Source organism: Bacteroides xylanisolvens (assembly GCF_018289135.1).
Lineage (GTDB): Bacteria > Bacteroidota > Bacteroidia > Bacteroidales > Bacteroidaceae > Bacteroides > Bacteroides xylanisolvens.
Genome location: NZ_CP072216.1, coordinates 1,387,829 through 1,409,558, shown reverse-complemented (window position 1 = coordinate 1,409,558; position 21,730 = coordinate 1,387,829). Strand labels below are relative to the sequence as shown.

Annotated in this window: 9 protein-coding genes; all 9 read right to left on the bottom strand. The window is 43.4% G+C overall.

The genetic code is table 11. The annotated features are described in order from the left end of the window. Positions 1-3: 3 nt before the first annotated feature. Complete coding sequence (locus INE92_RS05765) at positions 4-3,123, bottom strand: DUF6298 domain-containing protein (protein ID WP_212701982.1); 3,120 nt, start codon at positions 3,121-3,123, stop codon at positions 4-6. Positions 3,124-3,153: 30 nt separating this feature from the next. Next, complete coding sequence (locus INE92_RS05760; RefSeq protein WP_099147306.1) at positions 3,154-4,836, bottom strand: thrombospondin type 3 repeat-containing protein; 1,683 nt, start codon at positions 4,834-4,836, stop codon at positions 3,154-3,156. Positions 4,837-4,894: 58 nt separating this feature from the next. Continuing rightward, a complete protein-coding gene (locus INE92_RS05755; RefSeq protein WP_117610560.1) occupies positions 4,895-9,328 on the bottom strand; it encodes a hybrid sensor histidine kinase/response regulator transcription factor in 4,434 nt (1,477 codons plus the stop codon). Between the two features lie 136 nt (positions 9,329-9,464). Next, positions 9,465-12,119, bottom strand: coding sequence for a glycoside hydrolase family 2 protein (locus tag INE92_RS05750; RefSeq protein WP_195436444.1), 2,655 nt, complete (start codon positions 12,117-12,119; stop codon positions 9,465-9,467). A 312-nt stretch (positions 12,120-12,431) separates the two neighbouring features. After that, entirely contained in the window at positions 12,432-14,783 is a 2,352-nt protein-coding gene (locus tag INE92_RS05745) for a DUF5703 domain-containing protein (RefSeq protein WP_195436443.1), read from the bottom strand. A gap of 33 nt (positions 14,784-14,816) precedes the next feature. Then, positions 14,817-16,250 carry a sialate O-acetylesterase gene (locus tag INE92_RS05740; RefSeq protein WP_117513917.1) on the bottom strand — a complete coding sequence of 478 codons (1,434 nt, stop codon included), beginning with the start codon at positions 16,248-16,250 and terminating at the stop codon, positions 14,817-14,819. A gap of 116 nt (positions 16,251-16,366) precedes the next feature. Continuing rightward, positions 16,367-19,666 carry a glycosyl hydrolase gene (locus INE92_RS05735; RefSeq protein ID WP_195365498.1) on the bottom strand — a complete coding sequence of 1,100 codons (3,300 nt, stop codon included), beginning with the start codon at positions 19,664-19,666 and terminating at the stop codon, positions 16,367-16,369. A 124-nt stretch (positions 19,667-19,790) separates the two neighbouring features. Then, the gene (locus tag INE92_RS05730; RefSeq protein ID WP_015531086.1) at positions 19,791-20,408 is read right to left on the bottom strand and encodes an RloB family protein; all 618 of its coding nucleotides are present in this window, start codon (positions 20,406-20,408) and stop codon (positions 19,791-19,793) included. A 2-nt stretch (positions 20,409-20,410) separates the two neighbouring features. Further along, positions 20,411-21,622 carry an AAA family ATPase gene (locus tag INE92_RS05725; RefSeq protein ID WP_008022265.1) on the bottom strand — a complete coding sequence of 404 codons (1,212 nt, stop codon included), beginning with the start codon at positions 21,620-21,622 and terminating at the stop codon, positions 20,411-20,413. Positions 21,623-21,730: the final 108 nt, after the last annotated feature.

Below are 21,730 nucleotides of genomic sequence, written 5' to 3'. Positions count from 1 at the left end.
GCTTTATAACTTATGGAACCAATAAATGCCTTCTTTCTTATCTGGCACCTTTAGATTGTATAAGCCATTTATTTTCAGTGATTTATTTATCGTTTCAATCTTTCCGGAAGCAGGATGAATGTACTTTAATACATACTTTCCGGACGATAATTGAACAGGAATTTCTGTTCCGGACTTGGAATAAATGATACTTCCAATATCAGATTTTACCATTTTCTTGTACTCATCCGTATTTGTTTCTTCCACTTCCATGGCTGCTGCATCCTTCAGGAACGCTTTATCTGTGCACGGAATTACAGGACATGAACCTCCTGCCATGAATACAGCCCATCCCATAGCCGGATAATTCTGTGCGTAGAATGTCACTGCCTTTTGAGGAAATTTCTGACGATACTCATTGACAGCTTTATATGCTTCTGTGAAAGTCACCTTTCCCACTTTCATCTTACGCATGTGCTGACGTGGCGCCATATTTTTTCCGCCTTCTGGCGCAAAGATTCCATCTGTTTTATAATGCCAGTACCGGATATCAATAATATCTACTACGGCAGCGCGTTTAGGATCTGCAAGGATTGCATCCTGTACGTCTTTCGTTGTACTCAATGCCACTTTCGCTTTCTTCCCGGTTTCAGTTTCCCATTCAGCTATCACGTCCAACCAAAATTGTACGAAGTGCAACGGGCCTGTAAATTCGGCACTTGTCAACTGAATAACATTCGAATTGTCCGCGAAGTTATTCAGGCATTGGCGGATATATTGTCTGTGCAGTTCACGACGGACAGGATGACTGATATCATAGAACATATCCGCCACAAAGATTCGTTTGTCTCCGGCAAATGGAGCAGGTTCAGGAAATCCGGTCTGATTGATGTTATTGCTGCTTCTCCATGGAGAATCTACCCAATGCGCACCGGCTTCCAATATATTGTGCTGGAAATAGTTTTCATGGAACAACAGCAGTCCGTCCTTATTTCCTTTTTCTGCAAATTCTTTTAAGCGGCTCCAGTACCATGCATTAGGGCGTTTCAAATCATATTTGCTCAATCCTTCCCATGCTGTTCCCTGACCGCTACGACCGAATGGCTGTTCATAGAAAGGTCCCCATACATCACCATCCCGACGGCGAACCCGTTCGTGGTCATCCCGGCGACGATCATACCAAAGACCGTAATTCTGATCGAAAACAAGAATGTTTTTCTGTTTCATAAAGTCAACTACAGAATCAATGCGGTCGGTTAATCCCAATCCCTCGCGTCCCGGCACAAAGCGGGTGATGGCCGGACTTGCCTTTTTCAGATAATTGGTTTTGAGCTTTCCGTTCCACCAAGGGGTGGTATGACTGCCTCCAACCAATAGAGCACCGTTCATCTGAATACGTCCATTGGTTACAGTTACTTCCGGTTGGGTTAATAATTTAGCAGCAGTAGAAGAAGAATTTGCAAGTGCAGCGCTCTTTTTCTCTTTAATATCATCGATTGATTTTACTCCGGTTGATGCTACTGAAGGAGCAAACTTATTATCACCGATCCAATGTTCCAACGTCAACCGTGGTTTATATGCTTCTTTAGCGAGTTCCATAGCTACTTCCACTGTAGGACTACTGGTTGCACTTGTATTTCTGGGCAGAATACGTGCACGTTCCGCACATTCTTTGTTCAATCGTTCTCCCAATTGAGCATAAAAAATACTACGAGGTTGTACATGATTGTTGGATTGTGCCCATTCACCGTCACCGGAGAATTGTGCCCAACAACCGTATGCACGGTTCATCGCATCTTTTGCCGGGGCATAACATTCGATTTCCGCTGCGGTACATTGCCAAAACAAACTGTTTGCCGTATTCCAACCGGCTCCGTTTTTATCTTGTCCCAAATTCTTGAAAGTCAGGTTATGACCGTCGATATTTACTACGTCAAACAGCAGTCCGCATGCCCAGGCATCAATAGAACCGCTGAATCCCAAAGATTCATACGAATCACATTGTACAAAAGCATTGGGACCGGCTGCACAATATCCGGCAGCAAAGTCATGAATACCCTGTTCCGAATAGCAGCGTTGAAATAAAGTTTGTTGTCCCAGCGTATGGAAAGTGCAACGACGCATCCCTCCGATTTCTGAAACGGGTTCTTTCGAGATACAGTCTTCAACGGTAATTTTGGAACCTGTACGCTGAACAATTACAGCACTTCCTGCAAAATGCTTGAAATTAACCAGTCTCACCCAACAGTTTTCCGCATCTTCAATGGAGATACCTGTCCAGCAATGATCCTCGTCTTTAGGATAACGCTTGTCGTAATCAGAAATCAGTGTCATATTTTCTACGCCACAATCGTGAATACGTCCGTTCCATTGATAAGTCAACAGGGAAGAAGTTCCATAGTTGGCATCCAAAGCCACGGTCAGCGGAGCATCCAGTGTTATCTGGTTGCCGTTTACTTCGCAGACTGTTCTGTCCCAAGTCAGATCCATGTCACCTTCTTTCCATCCCAAAGCACTGATACCTCCTCCAAAAATATCACAACCCAAAGAGGCAATCCATTCTTTGCCGGAAGGACGGGTAACCATGACGCGATCTCCTTTTTTCAGAGAAACACCCGAAGCAACTTCCAATCTTCTCGCGTTTACCGGAACATAGTGGGAAAGCACCTTCAATGTGTCTTGCACATTCAGGTCGTCCACTCCTTCCATATAGATAAGCGCACCTCTGTCTACGCCCTTTTTCAGCAGTATTGTTTTTTCTTTATCCGTTCCCCGCAATACAATTCCGGATGCGGAGATACGAATACTGCCGGACAGGGAAAACTCTCCCTGATCGAGTAATACGGCTCCCCGAAAACCGGAAGCGTCAGGAGTCAGCGAAGCTACATAATCAATGGCACGTTGAATACGCGCAGTATTATCTCCGGCTTTCCAGGGTACAAATACCACATTACGGACAGAAGGAATATCCTGTTCGGAGGATTTATATCCGCATGTAGAGAAATCGAGAATCCGGTTTCCCCGATCATCATTCAGGTAAGTGATCTGGTCATTCTTAACCTGTAAAGCAAAGGTTTGCGCATAACTTTGCACAAACCCAATGCTCAATAATCCTAAAAGGATCGTTCTTACTTGTATTTTCATTACAATAAACTTTAATCTCTTTTCATCCGGTTACAACAGACTTTTCCGTTTAGACAATGTATCGTAATTGTTCTTCAAGTCTGTCCAGTCCACTTTCTTTCTGGTGTCTATACCATTGATGTATTTTTCAATATTGGTATATCCGTCACCGTTGCAGTCCATGTTTGCGTCAGCCGGGTCGTTCGGATTCAATCCGTTGGCAATTTCCCAAGCATCCGGCATACCGTCGCCGTCCGAGTCTACTACCGCTTCACCTTTATATTCGGGCAGTCCGCCTACCTGACGAATATCTGTGATGATACCTTGCTTGTAAGAATCAGCCGGTAACCGTCTCTTCACGTAAGGAGAGACAAACTCCGGTGCATCTTTCGCATAAATGGCCTTTCCTGTTTGTACGGTTTTAATGACACGTGCATCTACTGCGTCACGTTTCGGAAAATTAGCTCCTACATTATCTAATACAAAGGTATAAGCTTTTTTGGTATCCATTACAGTTACCGGTGGCATTTTGAAAGCCTCGTCCGATTTAATTAGCGGCAAAAACTTTGCGGCGTCCACCTCTTCTTTAAGTTGTACGCCTCCGTCCCAGTTATCTTTTGTAACTTTGGCATTGCCATGGATAATATTTCCGTTTACGTATGCTTTTCCGAATGAAAGTGGTCTGTTTTTGTCACGTCCTGCTTCCGGTTTGAGAATACGATAAGAAATCGGTTTACCTATTGGAGTGATCGGACCGGGTTTGAAATAGTTGTTTATCATATTGTAGAAACTGTTGTGATCGCCTCCGTCTACGGAACGGTTCCACCAGTTGAAAACAACATTATTGACGAAGTTAAAGTCGCCGTCCATACCTACCGAACTGTTCCGGCTGATGTTGGAAGCAAAAAGATTACGGCAGAACATACTGTTATGCCCACCGATGGTTGCACCGAAAGCATGATTGTAGGTATCCAATGCTTCAGAGAAAATAGAATTCTGGATGGTAATGTTTACCGTCGGAAGTTTCAGCCCGTGTCCGTCTGCCCCTCTGTTGTATACATGACGGTAGATAGACATATTTTCATCCAATCCCCAACTGGCGGAGCAATGGTCTACCATAATATTTCCAACCGCATTCCCTCCTACTGCATCATCACGGAAAGCTACGTCCTGCGCACCGCGGCGGAAGCGCATGTGACGAATCACGACATCGTGTGTATCGATCAGGAAAGATTGTCCGGTGACGCAGATACCATCTCCGGGAGCCGTTTGTCCGGCAATCGTTACATAAGGGGCACGTACACTAATCGGGCTTTTCAAACGAATCACTCCCGCTACATTGAATACAATAATACGTGCACCTCCCGTTTCGCAGGCTTCGCGTAATGTTCCGGGGCCGGAATCTTCCAGCGAAGTGACCACGATCACTTTACCTCCACGACCACCGGGAGTATACATACCTCCGCCTTCCGCGCCGGGGAAAGCCGGGATATTACTTTTTATCAAATCTTCGGGTTTGGAGGCCCAAGGCTTATAGGGACGACCTTTCTTTGCTTCTTCTAACACTGTCGGCAAAGCTTTTTCCCATGCCGCATCCGATTTCCGTTCAAACTCCGCTTCTTGTTTTGCTCCTCTTGCTTTTACCGAGTCCGGAATTACAGGATACTGGGCTGCCACAGGTAGTACACAGGCAACCAGCATCCACGCTGATAATACTTTCTTAATGTTGTTCATTCTTTCGAATCTTAATTAGGTTTCTAAAAGGACGATTAAGAAAGCATTTTGTAATCGGTTATCTCTCTCCTTTCCGCCATTCATTCATATATTCGCGAGGGGACTGATTATATTTTTTCCGGAAACACTTGCTATAATATCCCGAATCCTTGAATCCGACAGCAAAAGCAATTTCGGAAACACTTAAATCCGTATTTTTAATCAGCTCGATAGATTTATTCAAACGAATCTCTTTTACCAGATCGACGGGTGCCAGGCCGGTAAGACTCTTCAGTTTCTTGAAGAATGCCGAACGGCTCAATCCGATACCGGATGCTATGGTGTCAATGTTAAAGTCACTGTCGTCCATATTTTCTTCAATGACCTGATGTATCTTTTCGAGGAACTGTACGTCTTTCTTTACCAAAAATTGTTCGTAGCTGTCTTCTTCGGTCGTCGTCTGGTTTTCCATTTGCTGACGGATTCGTTCACGGAACAGTTTCCGTTCGGCAAGCAACTGGTCGATACGTGCCAACAGATATTCCTTACTGAAAGGTTTGGTGATGTAGGCGTTCGCCCCTAAAGTGATCGCTTTGGTCTTGGCGCCTTCATCATTCTTCGCAGTCAGGATAATGACAGGGATATGGCTGATTTGGAAATCTTTGCGGATGGATTGCAACATTTCAAGCCCATCCATTTCGGGCATCATCTGATCGGTCACCACAATATCCGGATGATACAGATGTATTTTCTTCAAACCTTCCACTCCGTTATTAGCAATATGGATATTAAACTTGTCTTCCAACTGAAGCTTTATCAACTGGCAAAGGTCTTTGTTATCTTCCACCAACAGAAGGGTCGGTAATGAAGCGTCGATTTCCGGTTCTTCTTCCTCCGTACCGTCTTCGGATATGGCATTTGCAACAGGATCTTGTTCTACCGCAATAGGGGCTGTCTCCGTATCTCCCACATAGAAATCTACTTCCGACGGGCGGTAATGCTCCTTATCCATCAGGAGTTCCACAATAAACACCGCTCCTTGTCCTTCGGGACTTTCGGCACGAATCTGTCCGTGATGCAGATTGACAATCTCTTTTGAAAGTGCCAATCCGATACCCGTGCCCTGATAATAGGAGTTTTTCGCGTTCTCTCCTTGCGAGAAGCGTTCGAAAATCTCGGTCAGTTTATTTTGTGGAATACCTACTCCGTTATCTTCCACCCGTACGTAACAACGTTTACCGTCGTCTGTCAATCCGGTAGTTATATAAATACTTCCTCCGGAATGAGTGAATTTGAATGCGTTGGATATGATGTTGCGGATAACAATGCTCATTTTTTCCTTGTCCGCCCATACCATAATCGGTTCATCCGGCAACTGGAAAGTAAAACTGATCTCGTTTTCTTCGGAAAGTACCCGGAATTCTTTTTGGAAAGAAGCTATCATCTCATTAAAATCAATTAATGACACATGCAAACGCATCTTGCCGTTCTGAATCTTCCGGAAATCAAGGATCTGATTCACTAATTGCAGCATTTGATTGGTGTTCTTCTCCATCAGATCCACATATTGCAATCCTTTCGGAGAGAGCTTTTCGCGTTCTCTTAGTTCCTGTATCGGACCTTTTATCAATGTCAAAGGAGTGCGCAATTCATGGGAGATATTGGTAAAGAACTTGATTTTCATCTCTGATACCTTCTGCTCGATATAAATATCATTCTTCATTTTGAGCATGAAGAAAGCCAGGCGCAGGCTGAAATAGAGAGCTGCCAAACCTAGAATTACATATATAAGGGTTGCCCACCAGCTCAACCACCACGGTGGAAGGATAGTGATGGCCAGTGTACAGTTGGAAACCAGCTCCGGATTGGCTTCATCTACGGTTTCTACACGGAATGTATAGTCGCCGGGAGGTACGTTGGTATAAGAAGCGATACGATTCTTTCCGTTATAATGCCATTCTTTTTCATATCCTTCAAGTATATATCGGTAAGATACCCGGTTCTGATTATAGAAATTCAATGCGGCAAATTCAATCGTGAACATGGATTGATTGTAGTTCAGTTCGATTGCTTTGGCGTATGTGATGGATTCTTTCAGAATCGGACATTCGCGGAAACTACGCAGATCGCGGTTGGAAACTTTAAAGTCAACAATACGTGTATCGTAGTTCGTATGCAATGTTTCCAGTTTGTCGGGAGAGAATGTCAGGATTCCCTGCCGGGTACCAATCCACAAATCTCCATTCAAGGTACGGAGGGCACTACCCTCTTCCAGTTCTACGTTCAGGAAACCGTCGTATTTGTCGTAGTTACGAAACTGTTCGGTAGCCTTATTGAAGCAGGACAAGCCAATTTCCGTTGTAAACCACAAGTTGCCGTTTTTATCTTCTACGATGGATTTGACTACATCGTTATTCATTCCTTCGCGTATGCCGTATGATTTGAAGATCGGTTCACGCTTTTCTTTATCATAGCGGACTAATTTATTCAAACCGCCTCCGAATACACTTACCCAGATTTGCGAATCAGTATCTTTGTAGAGTACATAAATATCATTATCCGCTACGTTTGAATTTTCGCTGACCTGGCGGTACGTTTCAAACTGGATCTGTTCGGGGGTAGTGAAATGTCCGTCGAAAGACATCAGGCCATCCATTGTTCCTACCCAAATACGTCCGTCTTCATCTTCCGTCATGGTACGTACCTCCATATAAAGACCGTATGCAGGATATTGTTTCAAGCCATTGTATTTATGTATAAAGGTAATTGCTCCGTTCTCTTCGGAAATTAGATTCAGACCTCCTCCCAGTAATCCTACCCAAATGCGTCCCTGGCTGTCCTGATAAGTAAAGTACACATCGTTGTTACTGATAGAATTCGGATTCTTGGGGTCATTGATATAACGGGTAAAACGCAACCCGTGCGGTGAATTCATGTCCGGTTCGGCTTTAACAAGCCCGTTTCCCTTGGTGGAAAACCAAAGATTACCGTCTTTGTCTTCCATAATATGATATACGGCTCCTAACAGATAGTTCTTATCCGAGAAGATTTGTTTCACTTGTCCGTTACGATCCAGGCGATACAAGGCTTGCCAGCGGGTTCCTACCCAAATATCCCCATTTTGCGCCTGGAAGAGAGCACGTATTCCCTGATTCCAAGAAGTCGATCTCTCGGGCACCACCGGAGATGGAGAAACTTCTGTCAGCAGTTGGAATTGCTTCTTGGGGAAATTAAGCCTGTATACTCCGCTGCTCGTAGATGCCAGCCAAAGGATGCCATCTTTATCCAGCAGAAGATGGAAGAAAAGCTGATTGGGAAGATCGTCGGAGAAAGGCTTCAATTGGTTGATACGGGTCATTTCCAGTTTCTCCCTGTCGAATAGAAGAATTTCTCCTCCCGGAGTCATAAAGAACATGCCTTGTTCGCCGGCATCCTGCATTTCAAAATTGCCGATTGCGTTCTGATTGGGGAATGTAAAGCGGTGATGGCTCCTGTTCAGGGGATCATAATAGGTCAATGCCTGGTTACCCTCCTGAAACCATACCTTATCATATTTATCATAGAATATAATTCCATTGTCCTTTTCGGGGATGGTAAAGGGGAGCTTGGTCAACTGTTTGTAGCCGATATTGTACTCGTATGCTCCTTCGTTGGTGGTAATGTACATCAAACCGGATTCCGTTACCAGCAAATTAGAAACCGGCTGTTTGATTTCCGGTATCTCGTAACGGTTGACCACTCCGTTTTGCGGATCAATGCTATAAATGTGGCCTTTCTTGTCTCCCAACCATAAGAATTTAGAATTATAAGAGGCACAAGTAAACTGATCCGGGTTAGCAGATACTTTTTTCTGTATAAAGTCGGCAGGTTTGTCTTTCAGCGCTTCCCCTTTCCGTAGGGACAGAATCTGATAATCCATACCGATCCAATTGATAAACTCGGCTGTTTCGCAGAATATGTTGTGTTTCAGACGCATGTCGTACACGTTCACGTTAGGACGCGAATCATGCAATTGTTTCATCGTTATTTTACCTTCCTTGTCGGTGTACGCACGCAAAAGGCTTTTATCTTTTGTCAGCAACAATACGTCGCCGTCTTCGGTCGTCTGAATCTTGATAATCTGAATGTTCTCGGAATATTCTTTCACATCGTCGTAGACGGCATGAAAGCTCTCATGCCGTTTATCGAACAGATAGAGTTTACGGTCGATAGTCTTAATCCACAGAAAACCATTCTTATCTTCTACGATACGCTGAATTTTACGCGGCGGAATATCTGTGGAATAAAAGCCGTCATGATTATCGTAGGAACGGAATTTACTTCCGTCAAAGCTGCATAGTCCATACCAGGTACCAAACCAGATAAATCCGTCTTGTCCTTTTAATGTACAGTTTACGATATTATTAGGCAAACCACGTTCAGCCGTGTAGTGTTCTACAATCATATTTGGATAGGCAAAAGCATACATACCTATCATGGATAGTAATAGTATTAGAATATTCCGTTTTCTCATTGATGGCTATAATTGGAATTAAACGTACTCAAAGATAGTCTTTTTTTTTGAATAGTGCTTTAGTAACATATAAAAAACAAGTTGGCAGGTCACCCCGCTAATCACTAATCACTAACCTGCTAATCACTTTATCGTACTATTTTTCAGTTCCAAATTCAGTCTGTTGACGTTCTACTTCATCCAACACTCGTTGGCGTTCTTCTTCTGTCAGTTGCACTTTTCCTTCAGATGATTCTTTGCCCGGGTTTACATTGAGAGTGGACGGTGTTGTCCTTTGTATTTCATAAGTCTGTTCCTCATAGCAGAAAGGAAATTCTGCAGGAACGCTTTCCAGTTCAATTTCAGTAGCTGTCGGAGCTTGAGTACCCTCAAACTGTACGCGGGCTTTCACCTTTATTTTTCCGGCTTTCCGGGTAGAACGAATCAACACCGGAGCGGAGCCGAACTCCACCGCACGGGGATTAGCGCCAATAGTAGCATCTCCGATGATTTCTCCTTCACCTTCTACCGTGAAAACGATATTCTCTTTTGCCAGACGGCGCACATTTCCACTATCATCGGTTACTTCAGCAACTACGACGATAAAGTCGGAGCCGTCAGCTACCAGGTTCACTTTTTGGGTATCTATGTAAAGGCGTAGTTTGGTGGAACGTCGGGAAGGCATTTTCTTTTGAGTGCATACCACTTTTCCGCCGATGATTCCTTCGGCAACCATGTTCACTTTTTGCCAGTTCTTTTGAGTATAGCTATATCCGCGTGCTTCCCAAAAGTCCCAGACATTCTCGAATATAACGGGAGCATTCGGCATGTGCCCTTTGGCATGAATCACCGGTTTTGTCCAGGTTTTCGTTCCATCATAAATAGAAAGACGGACTGAATCACAGTTTGTGAATACAACTACGTCCTTATCGGAGAACTGTGACATTTCATGAGCAATGAATATCATCGGGCCACATTCTGCCAATGGGTGTTGGAGACTAGCCGGCGACTGGCTGCGAAATACTTCATACGCATATTTCTTCTGACGGAAAGCATCATAAATACCGCCCCAATAAGGATCCGGATGGTAACCACGCTGATGGTCGAACGGATGCCATTGGGCGCCACCGATAAATAAACCGGTCGTGCGGTACATCTCGTCATAGCTCTTTGCCAAGGACATAGCCTGTACCAGTAACGGGCGTTCTCCCCAACTGCGGCTGGCACGGTTATTATTGTTGTGAGCATACCAGTCGTCTACATTCTCCCCGAATTCACGGGTAAAGATACATTGCTTTGGTTTGTCTTCTTTTTCATCATCACCCGGCCAGCCATAAACAACGTCATAATGCTCTTTCACTCCGGCCGAATGGACATCGGCAGCAGCTACCGGACGTCCCGGATAGGGATATTCTTCTTTGGTAATCTCAAGAGCCTTCAAGGCAAAATCGAGCGGATAGCGGGTTTCATTCAAGATGGGTTCCCACATCAGTACAGAAGGGTGATTACGGTCACGACGAATCATTTCGCGGGTATTCTGATGAACCAACTCCCCGAATTTCGGATCTTTGTTCCAGTACTGCCATCCCGGAGTAGCGACAATCACGAACAGGCCGAGCTCGTCACAGGCATCCATAAAGGCAGGGTCTTGGGGATAATGGGCTACCCTAATAATGGTGCATCCGACATCACGCAGACGTTTGGCGTCACGCCATTGCTGTGAGTTCGGCAAAGCATTGCCTACGTATGCAAAATCCTGATGGCGATTGGCTCCTACCAGTTGTCCGAAAGGTTTGCCATTCAGCCAGAATCCGTCTTTACCACGGAATTCTGCCAGACGAATACCGACACGGGTAATGCCTCCGTCAATGGATTTATTTCCTTTTTTAATACGTGATTGTACCCTATATAAATAAGGTGTATCCGGTGACCAAAGAGTAGGATTCTTTACTTCCATCTGTTGACGGATGGATTTCTTCTCTCCCGGCTTTAAAGAAAGTTTTCCTGAACTGCGTTTGATTACTTTTCCATCCGCATCTGTCAAAGTCGTTTCTACAGTGACTGACTCGGAACGGGCGTCGTCATTCTGAACTTCGGTGTTTACATATACCTGCGCACTCTTTTCACTGATCTTATCAAAATGAACGAAGACACCTCCACCGCCAACGATTTGTGAATCAATAGCGTCAGTAATAGCTACCGGAGATTTGGCAATCATCCATACATCACGGTAAATGCCACCATGATAAGCAAAGTCTAATGTATATTGACGTTTTCCGGGAGGATAGGATTTGTCATCACTGTTGTCCGTGAAAACAGCGAGCAGACAGGAGTCTCCGGCTTGTACGCCATTGGCGGTCAAGTCTAAAGTAAAAGGCAGATAACCTCCCAGATGTTCCTGGATGCGTTTACCATTCAGATAAAGAATCTGTTTGCCCATAGCTGCTTCAAAATGAAGCACTACCCGTTTCCCTTTTGTTTCGGCGGGGAGGACAAAGTGCTTACGGTACCAAGCCGGTCCTTGATAATTGCGGCATCCACTTCCTTCGGCCGGCATCAACTCTACGGTATGAGGGGTGGAAACGACATTCCAGGAACGGTCATCGAAGTTTACCGCTTCTGCTCCCCGGACATCGCCTCTGAAAAAGCGCCATCCCGGATTGAAATTATAGACTTGTCGCCCGCTACCGGGAAGCTGGATGAATCCGGCAACCGATGTCTCGGGACGGTAAGTTTCTGTAGCCTGCCCTTTTTCTATCAAGGAAAATAGCAACAGAAAAGCTGATAAGATGATAAATGGTCTTTTATTCATAATTCTTTATTTATATATTTCATTCGTTAAATGGGAATTTATCGGTTAAAATGGGAATTTTGCAGTTAAATGAGAATTTATCGGTTAGGCTGAAAGCCTTACAATTATATATTTATTGGGATGCCCTGAAAGGGCTTAATTATATAGCGTAGGGCAACGCCCTACGAAAAAAACACACCAGCCACAAACCCTGAAAGGGCGGAACCGTATACAATTATGCCCTTTCAGGGCGCAAATTCAGATTGTCGTTTTTACGTAGGGCGTTGCCCTACGCTATATAATTAAGCCCTTTCAGGGCACTCCGCAAAATTATCATTTTTCCTTTTCAATCATTATAACAATATCCTTTTTTCTACTTTCCGGTAAAACTTTCAAGTCCGTCACTTTTCCGTTTTTGAGAGTGGCTTCTACTGTTGTTTCGCCCGGAGCATGAAGTTTGAAATGTACGTTCCATTCTTTCGGCCATGCTGGGAAAAGGAGTATTTGTTCTCCATTGGTTTGCAATAGCATTTCCTGAAGTCCTATCATGCCGCTACCTCCCCAGTTGTGATCGGGTGTCCAATCATATCCCGGTCCCCAAAATGCGGGGAAACGATGCGGTCCATTCGATAATTTGGCTAAAGATAGTTTCTTTGCTTCTTCGGTCAGGCCTAAACAGGCAGCCCATATATTATCTTGTTTCCATCCGGTATGCGAACGGAACTTGATGGCATCCGGGTCATAAAAGTAGGTATTACGGGCTATATCCAGATCCTCCTTTCCTACTCTATAAATACGCCATGGAAACACTGGATAAAGTTGTGGCGTTTCAACATTATTAATTCGTTCCCAACTTACGGCGGGCGAAATTGTTTGCTTCAAGACCGGAGCAATAGTCGGATTCAACGTATCTTTTATTTCTATGTATCGCAATGGAATCGGAGGTATTGCTTTTAGCATCTCCTCTTTTTCTCCGTATGTTTCTAATACCACTTTCAGGGCGGCGATGGTGCTGCTTGCGTTATTGGTCATTTTATATGTTTCACAAGCAGAACCCGGGAAAAGAATCAGATGTCCGTTGCCATCCAACGCTTTCCGTCCCCGGCGGGAAGCTAGTTGCCGGTAATGTTCGTCGAAGAATGTCAGTGAACTTTCGATCAGAGGTAAATAAGGGGTAATATCAGCATTTGCATAGTTCTTTGTTTCCAATATCATTTGGCAGAATTCAAGAACCGTATCCCATTCATATTCCAGCCAGGCATTATATTCCAATCCTTTGTCGAACCAGTCCGGTCGTTTGAAACCATATTCTGCGGGGTTCGGCAAACCGAAATTTTCGATCTGCTCGCTAAAGCAGGCTCCATCATGTTGCCAATATATACGGCTTCGCAGTTCTGCATTTTTCAACATGCGGTTATAAAAATCAAACAGGGAAGGCATCATATCAAAGTCTCCGCTTTTCAGCATCGGCCAGTATACTAAACGTTGATTCTGTGCAGTCATCGTACCACCTCCCCATTTCCGGTAGTCGGGAGTAAAAGATTGTTTTTCATCGACATGGCAAGGATCAAAGGTAAATAGTCCGCCATTGAATTTAGTCGGTACGCTGCCATAAGCATTGCATCCTAGCATATAGCGGAAAAGGGTGTAGTTTCTGGTTATTTCTTTTGCTTCCCCTTCTGCTTCGATAAAACTGCGTTGCCAAAAGGAATTCCACCACGAACGTGTCTGTTTTTTATCCTGTATGATAATCTTCGATGAAACTTTACCTTTGGGGGCTATTCTATGCAAAGCTGTTTGTATTCCCTGCTCCCACTCTTCTATTGTTTCTGTCTGGTCTGTATGTAACACAATACAGATATGTTCTTTCCGGGCTGCTTTGGAAGAACGGAATTTCCAAGCACGATAGTCTGTTCCGGCATATACATCATCCGCAGTGCCTGCAAATTCTAAGTTTTCACCCAAAAGAGTTCCTCCAAAAGTCAGGTTTTTCAAAGGATTCATCATTTGAGATTTTACTTCGTTCATCCCTTGTTGAGCTACAACTACATCAAAAACGGTCTGTTCGGGATTGCGATGATAAAACAGAAGTTGGTTCCTTTTTATTGAAGTCCTATTTGTTTCAGCCTTTCCTGTTGAATCAGTAATTTTGTCTAAAGAAATAAAGTCGGACTCCGTCACAGTACCTTTCGGGGGAGCCCATTTGTAGGAACACTGTTGCCCCTCTCCTTTTCTGACAGGTCGTTCCTGATAGCGCCAATTTTCATAAAAGACTTCAGTCTGCAACGGTTGTGCATTTGTTACCTCTACATGTATAATCGGATGAAAAACATCTACCCAAAATTGTATCTGTGTGTTTCCTGCCGCGATTTCTACATATCCGTCTTTCAGCTTCAACTCCTGACGAAAATCTTTAGCGTCTTTGAAAGGATTGGGCGACAGGCGGAGACGTACACGCCCTTGTTTTAACTGGCAGTTTTTTTCGTCGAATGTGCCGCTACGGCTCACATAGAACATAACATCACCGTCTTCTACCCATATATTCATCCCGATATCTCCACCGCCACAGGGCATAGATTCAGAAGAATTATGACTGGGAGTATTCCAAATGACATTGGCATGCTGACTCCAAAGAGCCGACACGCCAACAAACAGTATGGTTATAATCAGATAAAATCTCTTCATATATTTTTCATATTTTACCTTGTTTATTTGCGATTACCAATCATCTGAACGAAAAGACCCTAAAGGCAATCCGTCGCAATATACATCTCCTTCCACATAGTTTTCAAAACAATATCGAACAGCTACCGGGTGCGGCACTTTATCGCTTTTCACTAGCATCTTACTACGTTCTATCCATGCTTTGGCCGGGTAAAAAACTTTATCTTCGCCGGCTACCTGAAAGTTTTTCGATTCGAAACAGTTCTTGCCGCTAATCCACATATTGGCACGTTCGAAGCTGACAACTACGGTGTCGTTCTTTATTTCAATGCTTTTATAATAAGGACTTTCGCCATTCACGCCTTCCACTCCATACGTTTTAGTTAAAGCCAAAAGTGCCAGGCGTTCGCCTGCAACCTGTTTCTTTGCGGGATGGATACCTTTTTCCATTCCTGCATCCAATAATACAGCCATACCGCTGTTAGCTACACGATGTTCTACTTTTGCCTGTGCCTCCCGGAGATATGCCGAATTTATCACTTCCTTTCCTTTTTCGGTAATAATCCCGTAATCATACGGAGCTATCTGGCAATAATAGAAAGGAAAATCTCCCTGTTTCCATTCGGCACGCCAACCGTTAATCAATCGGGTAAACATATCAGCATACGTATGGGCACGATTCCAGTTATCTTCACCCTGATACCAAATCACTCCTTTCATGGTCATACCGATTAATGGATGCAACATACCATTATAAAGCACGGTCGGAGTACGGTTTTTAGATTTTATGTCGGTTTCCGTTTGAGGTATCTTCGCTTCCGGAAAGGCTTTCAGCCAGTCTGCCGTCATCCATGCTTCACAGGCGGAACCACCCCAGGCTGCTACAACTAATCCGACCGGAACATCTAATATTTCATTTACCAGTCTCCCGAAATAATAGGCTGTTGCACTGAAATCACGGACACTAACCGGATTGGCTTCTTTCCAGGAACCGATAACGTCATTCTGCGGAGTGAATGTAGAAGTACGTTTCACCGTAAACAGACGGATTTGTGGATTCTTGCTGTGAAGAATGTCCATATTGGCATTTTCTACCGGTTGGTTTTTGAATCCTTTCATCGGCATTTCCATATTACTTTGTCCGGAACAAAGCCAAAGTTCGCCTATCAGAATATTATTCAGTGTCTTTTTGGTTCCATCATCAAAGGTCACAGTATAAGGGCCTCCCGCTTCGGGAGTAGCTACTGTCAGTTTCCATGCCCCATTTTTATCTGCTGTTGCTGCATATTGTTTTCCATTCCAACTAGTGGTCACTGTTACTTTTTTATGAGGAGTCGCCGTCCCCCAAAGGTTTGCATTGGTCTGTTGCTGCATCACCATGCCATCAGAAAAAATAGCCGGTAGCTTTACTTCTGCGTGTGTTGACAGGCAGGCAGCAAGCAGAAAACCTGCCAACATTGTACCTGTTTTAATAATTGAACTTTTCATACTTTAGCTATATTATAATGAATTGGGCACGGATTACATGGATTGCGCTGTTACTTTATGTAATACGATTCTCATAAACCGTGTAATCCGCGTAATCCGTGCCTTAAAAATCTATTTTATTCTGTGGTAGAAAAACTCAAAGGTCCGAGTAATCCTGCCGGAAGCAGCGTTTTCTCTGCCCTGCGATATTTTGCATTAGTCCAAATGCCATCAAACGGCGCTTTTCCTTCATCAGCTCCTGTCAGTGCATTCGCCCAAGTATTTGTAACCTCTATTTCAAGCTCATTAATTCCTTTTTTCAAGGCACCTGTAATATCTGCACGATAAGGAGCTGTCCAGATTGTGCCACAATCTACACCATTCACACGAACAGTTGCCAAATTATAAACTGTTCCCAGATTCAGATAAATCTGTTGGTCTTTATTCGGTTTATTTTTCCAGCGGAAAGTGGTCTTATAGGTCGCTGTCCCCGAATAATAACGTATCTGGTCATCCGATTCTTGGCTCCAGTCGAAAAGTTCTTTTCGTGTGAGCGTTTTTTTGTTAGCTGCAAAAATTATAGTATATTCCTTTGCCTCCAAAGCTATGTTTAAAGGGGCTTTGGAGGTGTCTTTTTTCTCCTTTTGCAGTTGGAGAGAGGATTCTCCATAGCCTTCATGTACTCCCTCCGCAGGATATACGATGAATACGGACTCGTTAGGAGCCAATGTGAGAGTAACTTCCGTCCGGTTTCCGTTGATACGATATGAAGGATGAATATTCATCTCACCCGTCACCGGGTTCCAACATTCCGGTTTCTTACCGTTAATACGCATACTTGCAGTAAACGTGCGTGTTTCGTCCTTTTGGTTGGCGACGAAATAGAGCTCACCAAGTTCGCCACGACGATGCGTCCAGGCAATATCTTCCGGCACGATCATGTCACGTTCCAAGCCATACACGGAAAAATCTTCTTCTGTATATGGTAAAGAAGGCACCAAAATGCCAGCTTCTTTTAGTTCATTGATTTTCTTCTGCACTTCCGATGACAACACAGGTTCGGGATTCATAGGACGCGAAAGAGGTAGTACCAACACTTTATAACTTGCTCCATCCGGCAACGTTATTCGTCCGTTTTCTGCTTTCGCCAAACGAAGGATTGCATCTTTATTAAAACTATCGTATGCATATCCACGAAGCGGATTCACCCATTTCTCCGGATCAGCCATGTTAGCTGAATGGGTAACACCTACCGGGCGTACACGTAAAGGCTGTCCCTCATTGGCCAGACGGATGCGTTCACTTTCCACTCGTTCTGCACCGAAGATTCCCGGCAGAGAGGGAACCAATCGTTCCGGTAATATCGAACGCCTCGGCACTTCTTCACCTGTAAAGACTGCGATGTCTGTTACCGGATGTCCATATTGCAACAACGACTGGCAACGGGTAGCATATTCGGAAAAGGCTTTTGCGCCTTTATCCCACCAGGTCTGATCCCGTTGGAAGAAAAGTCCGATGCCATCCAATGTCATGCCAGGCTTGCGGTCCAGCCAGGGATTATGTACATATACATGGTAGAAAAGACGGTTGATTCCTAATGCATAATTACGATCCAACAAGGCTTTCAACATTCCGGGGTATTCATCCCACGTGCCACGCACTTCGGTGAATCCTTCAGCCTGAATTATATTCTTTCCGTAGATATGTGCTCCGCTAATAGCGTCGAGCATATCATTCGGTTTGTCATGTGTGGGACTGTTCAACCAAAATTCACCCATCGGAAGATCTACTTTTTGATAATGTAGTAGACCATCGCTTACCATCGTCGGAGCCACACATTCTGCCGAGAATTGGCAATCATATTCTTTCGCACAGTCCGCCAATACCTGATAGAACACATCTACGACGAGTTCTGATATGGTAGTACGTACGTCTCGCAGAATCTTTTCACTTTGTTCGACACTTTCCATCGGAATACCTGCCAATAGAGGTAGATAAGGCATCAAATCGTAGCCACGACGTTTCTGAAATTCAATAGCGAAACGTTTATTCCAGTTTTGGCTGCCACATTCCCAACTGTCGACATGCATATATTTCAGTACGCGACGAGCTATTTCGGGATTGGTCTTTACAAATGCCTGCGCAAACCAGTTATCGAATTGCTTCCGTACCGTTTTCGGGTTAAACTTATCACATTCCAATCCTTTTCCACCTCCCGCTGTCGCATTGGTATGCCCGGTAGCTGTATGTCCCATGCGAAGTAATTTCCATTTTCCTTTGGGGAGAGTGGCGGTCAATGTTTTTCCATTCGAATGACCGGTATATTGCTTTGTTAGATTGATGACTTGTGAAAGTGAATAGCAATCCTGTTTCCCGACTTCCTCTTCTTTAGTCGCTTGAGCAACACGCCATACCAGTCCGACTTTTCCTTCCCATTGGTTCAGACGGGCTTCCCGGTGCAGGCGTAATTCTTTTATTTTCAGATTGGGCTTCCATTTGGCAGCATCCATATCTTCACTTCCCGGTTCGCTCCCTTCAGGAGCCCAGTAGAAACGGAAGAAACGGGCAGTAGTCGGAGGAATACTATGAGTTGAGTTCTCATCCGTATTCTGCCATCCCTGACGGGCAGGGACCAACTGCTTAACCAAACGATAATTCACTCCATCATCACTGGCCATTACTTTCAAGCGGTGTGCCTGATAATTATTACCATTTAAAACGATTTCGATGTTCCGGCAAGTGAAGGGTTGTTCGTATTCATACTGGATATAACAAGGATATGAAGAACGGATCACTCCCGCCGCATCCATATTCACTGTTTGAGCAGCTTTTACGTTTCCTGTCGTAGCTAGGTTGACACAGGTGATTTTTGCCTGCATCTCATCCGCTGCGTCTTCTACCGGCAAAGCGAATAATGCAATATCTTCATAATAGTTTTCATAGGCTTTCGGTTGTGGCAAGCGAATAGCCATCAGCTTTCCTCCGTTTACAATCGTATCGCTCCAAACCACTTTTTGCATAGATTCTTCAGGAGTAATCCAAGGGCCTCCCGCCAATGCGAAACCATCACAGATGTGCATTCCCAATTTCAGTCCCAAACGATCTGCTTCTTCCATGCTGAAACGCACCATCTCCCACCATTCGGGAGTTAGCTGCTGCGCCTTGCCATCGTATTGGGCGCCTTCATGAATACCTTTAATCGGCATCAGATAAGTACCTCCTAATCCGGCACGTTTCATTGCCTCCAAATCGGCTGTAATCCCTTCTTTAGACACGGCACCATACATCCAATACCAAAAAGTCCAGGGTTTTGCTTCATCGGAAGGACTTAAGAATTGATCGCGAAGCGAGCGTGTTTGCTGTGCATCGGCAGGGCATACGGCTGTCCATGCTAATAGAGAAAGTGCAAATATTCGTTGTTTCAGTCGGCTTTTCATTCCAGTCTATATTTTTACTTATAGATAAGACGAAAAACATTCTGTTTTGTACTCACTGTATTTTCCTGACTCAAATTAAATTAAGCTATTTAATTTGTCAGATAGAATTAAAACGATAGTTTATCTATCTCTTCTGTAATAGTTCTTCAAACACTTCAAATACCCTTGAATATGAAATGTGCGGATTGTTTATATCAATGGAGATGCTACGTGCATGATTTATGGCAGATTCTAGCTTTTCTTTGAGTTGGAGATATAAGTTGTTCTTTGAAAAATACTCAATGTTTTTTTCGTACTTTTCAAGACGACCATTCTTTTTCAACTCTGTAATTACTTCGTCACAGTTACGAAACTGCCGGTCGGTAAAGACAAAGTGTAATAATAGCCAAAATTCAAAGGCAGGATTACTTTCTATGAAATAAATCTCATTTTTGTATGCCTTGATGCATGATGACTTCTCTTTATCATAGGCTTGTTTACGTACATTATCAGCATTGATATAATCCATATCAATCAAGCAAAAAACGACATCAAATTCTTTCGCTAATAGCGATTGAGCTTTCGTTATGATATCACTGTAGTCAGGATGTTTGGGTTTATCAGGTTTTAGGGTAACATTGAACTTCTTCAATAAGTCCTTTTCAACATTACGAAATCCATCAAAATAGAAAAACTCTGTGATTCCTTCACCGATAATCGCATAAGATTTCCGAATTTCTTTTATTCTTTTTTCGCGTGCCATACTTATCGTTTTTTAGAAATAAAAATACCGCCCAGCGTTGGTTTGGCGCCAAATTTCCCTGCATTATATGCATTGAGAAACGAAACGCCATTGCGGATATTGAAGTCATCAAGTGAAAACAGGTCTGTTGAACCATCATCCTTTTTTTCTGTAAACCAGACTACATCTTTACGTAAATCCTCGGTGTCTAATGATTGGAGATTATGCGTACTGAAAATCAGCTGCGAATAAGTCGAATTAACCAAAAATAAGTTGATGAAATGGGCAAATAAATCCGGATGCAGCGAATTCTCAAGTTCATCAACAGGTATGATAGCATTTCTTTCAAGCAATATATTCAGAATAGTTCCCAAACCATAATAGCGCATTGTTCCTGCTGATTCAAGTATATCAGGCAGGTAATGAACAGAAGATGTTCCATTGGCTACAATCGTATGTTCAAATATCAAATCCGTATCTTTTTTATTTTTCTCATTTTGTTGAACATCAAAACCGGATATATTAAAATCTGCACGGTGCAGTAAATCTAATAAAAAGGATTTATTCTCCTTCTCTGCTTCCATTTCTCCTGTTGTCCATGTTTTCAAATCCGTTTGGGGCAAGAGTATAGGCAACCACTGCTTCAAGAAATAGTTATAGACACGTTCTAATTCAGGAAACATAAAGTTAGCTGTAGCATAAGCTGAAACAACACTCATATTACTAAGCGTATTTACCTGCAACTTTTCCTGCTCGGCCACATTGAGTTTGACTTTGCTTCCTAATCGGATATGAGTGATTCCATTAATGGTCTCTCGGGAGAAAATTTCGGCTGGTTGCTTACCAGGATAATATTTAAGTGTTTCTTTTAGGACAGCACTATTATCTACTTCAAGATAATAGAGATGCTTCATATTGTTTACAAAAAAAGTCAATTCAAATACTCCACATTCTTTCTTTGTCGTATCATCCAAGAGAAACGGAGTAAACCCGATAGGCTGCATCTTGTTTATCTTAGGCGAAATGGCTATTTTTCGTATGAAATCAAGTGCTAGCAATACGTTAGTCTTTCCTGAAGCATTAGCTCCATAGAGGATACCGAGTTTTAATACTTTCGTATCGTTGATAGTGGTACAGTAATATTCTTCTGAAATCTTATCTGCAGAGGCTTCAAAACTTAATATCTGCCAATCCTTAGCTGATCTGAAATTTCTAAATTTAAACTCTAAAATCATACTCCAATATATTAAAAATGCGACTATTTTGCAAATATAGCATTTTAAGCTATTTATTCCACATTTTAATCTATTCTTTTTTAGCTATAAAAAAAGGTGCACCTCCTT

Coding starts and splice junctions, on each gene's coding strand:
- INE92_RS05765 (WP_212701982.1), bottom strand. CDS start 3,123: ATGAAAATACAAGTAAGAACGATCCTTTTAGGATTATTGAGCATTGGG.
- INE92_RS05760 (WP_099147306.1), bottom strand. CDS start 4,836: ATGAACAACATTAAGAAAGTATTATCAGCGTGGATGCTGGTTGCCTGT.
- INE92_RS05755 (WP_117610560.1), bottom strand. CDS start 9,328: ATGAGAAAACGGAATATTCTAATACTATTACTATCCATGATAGGTATG.
- INE92_RS05750 (WP_195436444.1), bottom strand. CDS start 12,119: ATGAATAAAAGACCATTTATCATCTTATCAGCTTTTCTGTTGCTATTT.
- INE92_RS05745 (WP_195436443.1), bottom strand. CDS start 14,783: ATGAAGAGATTTTATCTGATTATAACCATACTGTTTGTTGGCGTGTCG.
- INE92_RS05740 (WP_117513917.1), bottom strand. CDS start 16,250: ATGAAAAGTTCAATTATTAAAACAGGTACAATGTTGGCAGGTTTTCTG.
- INE92_RS05735 (WP_195365498.1), bottom strand. CDS start 19,666: ATGAAAAGCCGACTGAAACAACGAATATTTGCACTTTCTCTATTAGCA.
- INE92_RS05730 (WP_015531086.1), bottom strand. CDS start 20,408: ATGGCACGCGAAAAAAGAATAAAAGAAATTCGGAAATCTTATGCGATT.
- INE92_RS05725 (WP_008022265.1), bottom strand. CDS start 21,622: ATGATTTTAGAGTTTAAATTTAGAAATTTCAGATCAGCTAAGGATTGG.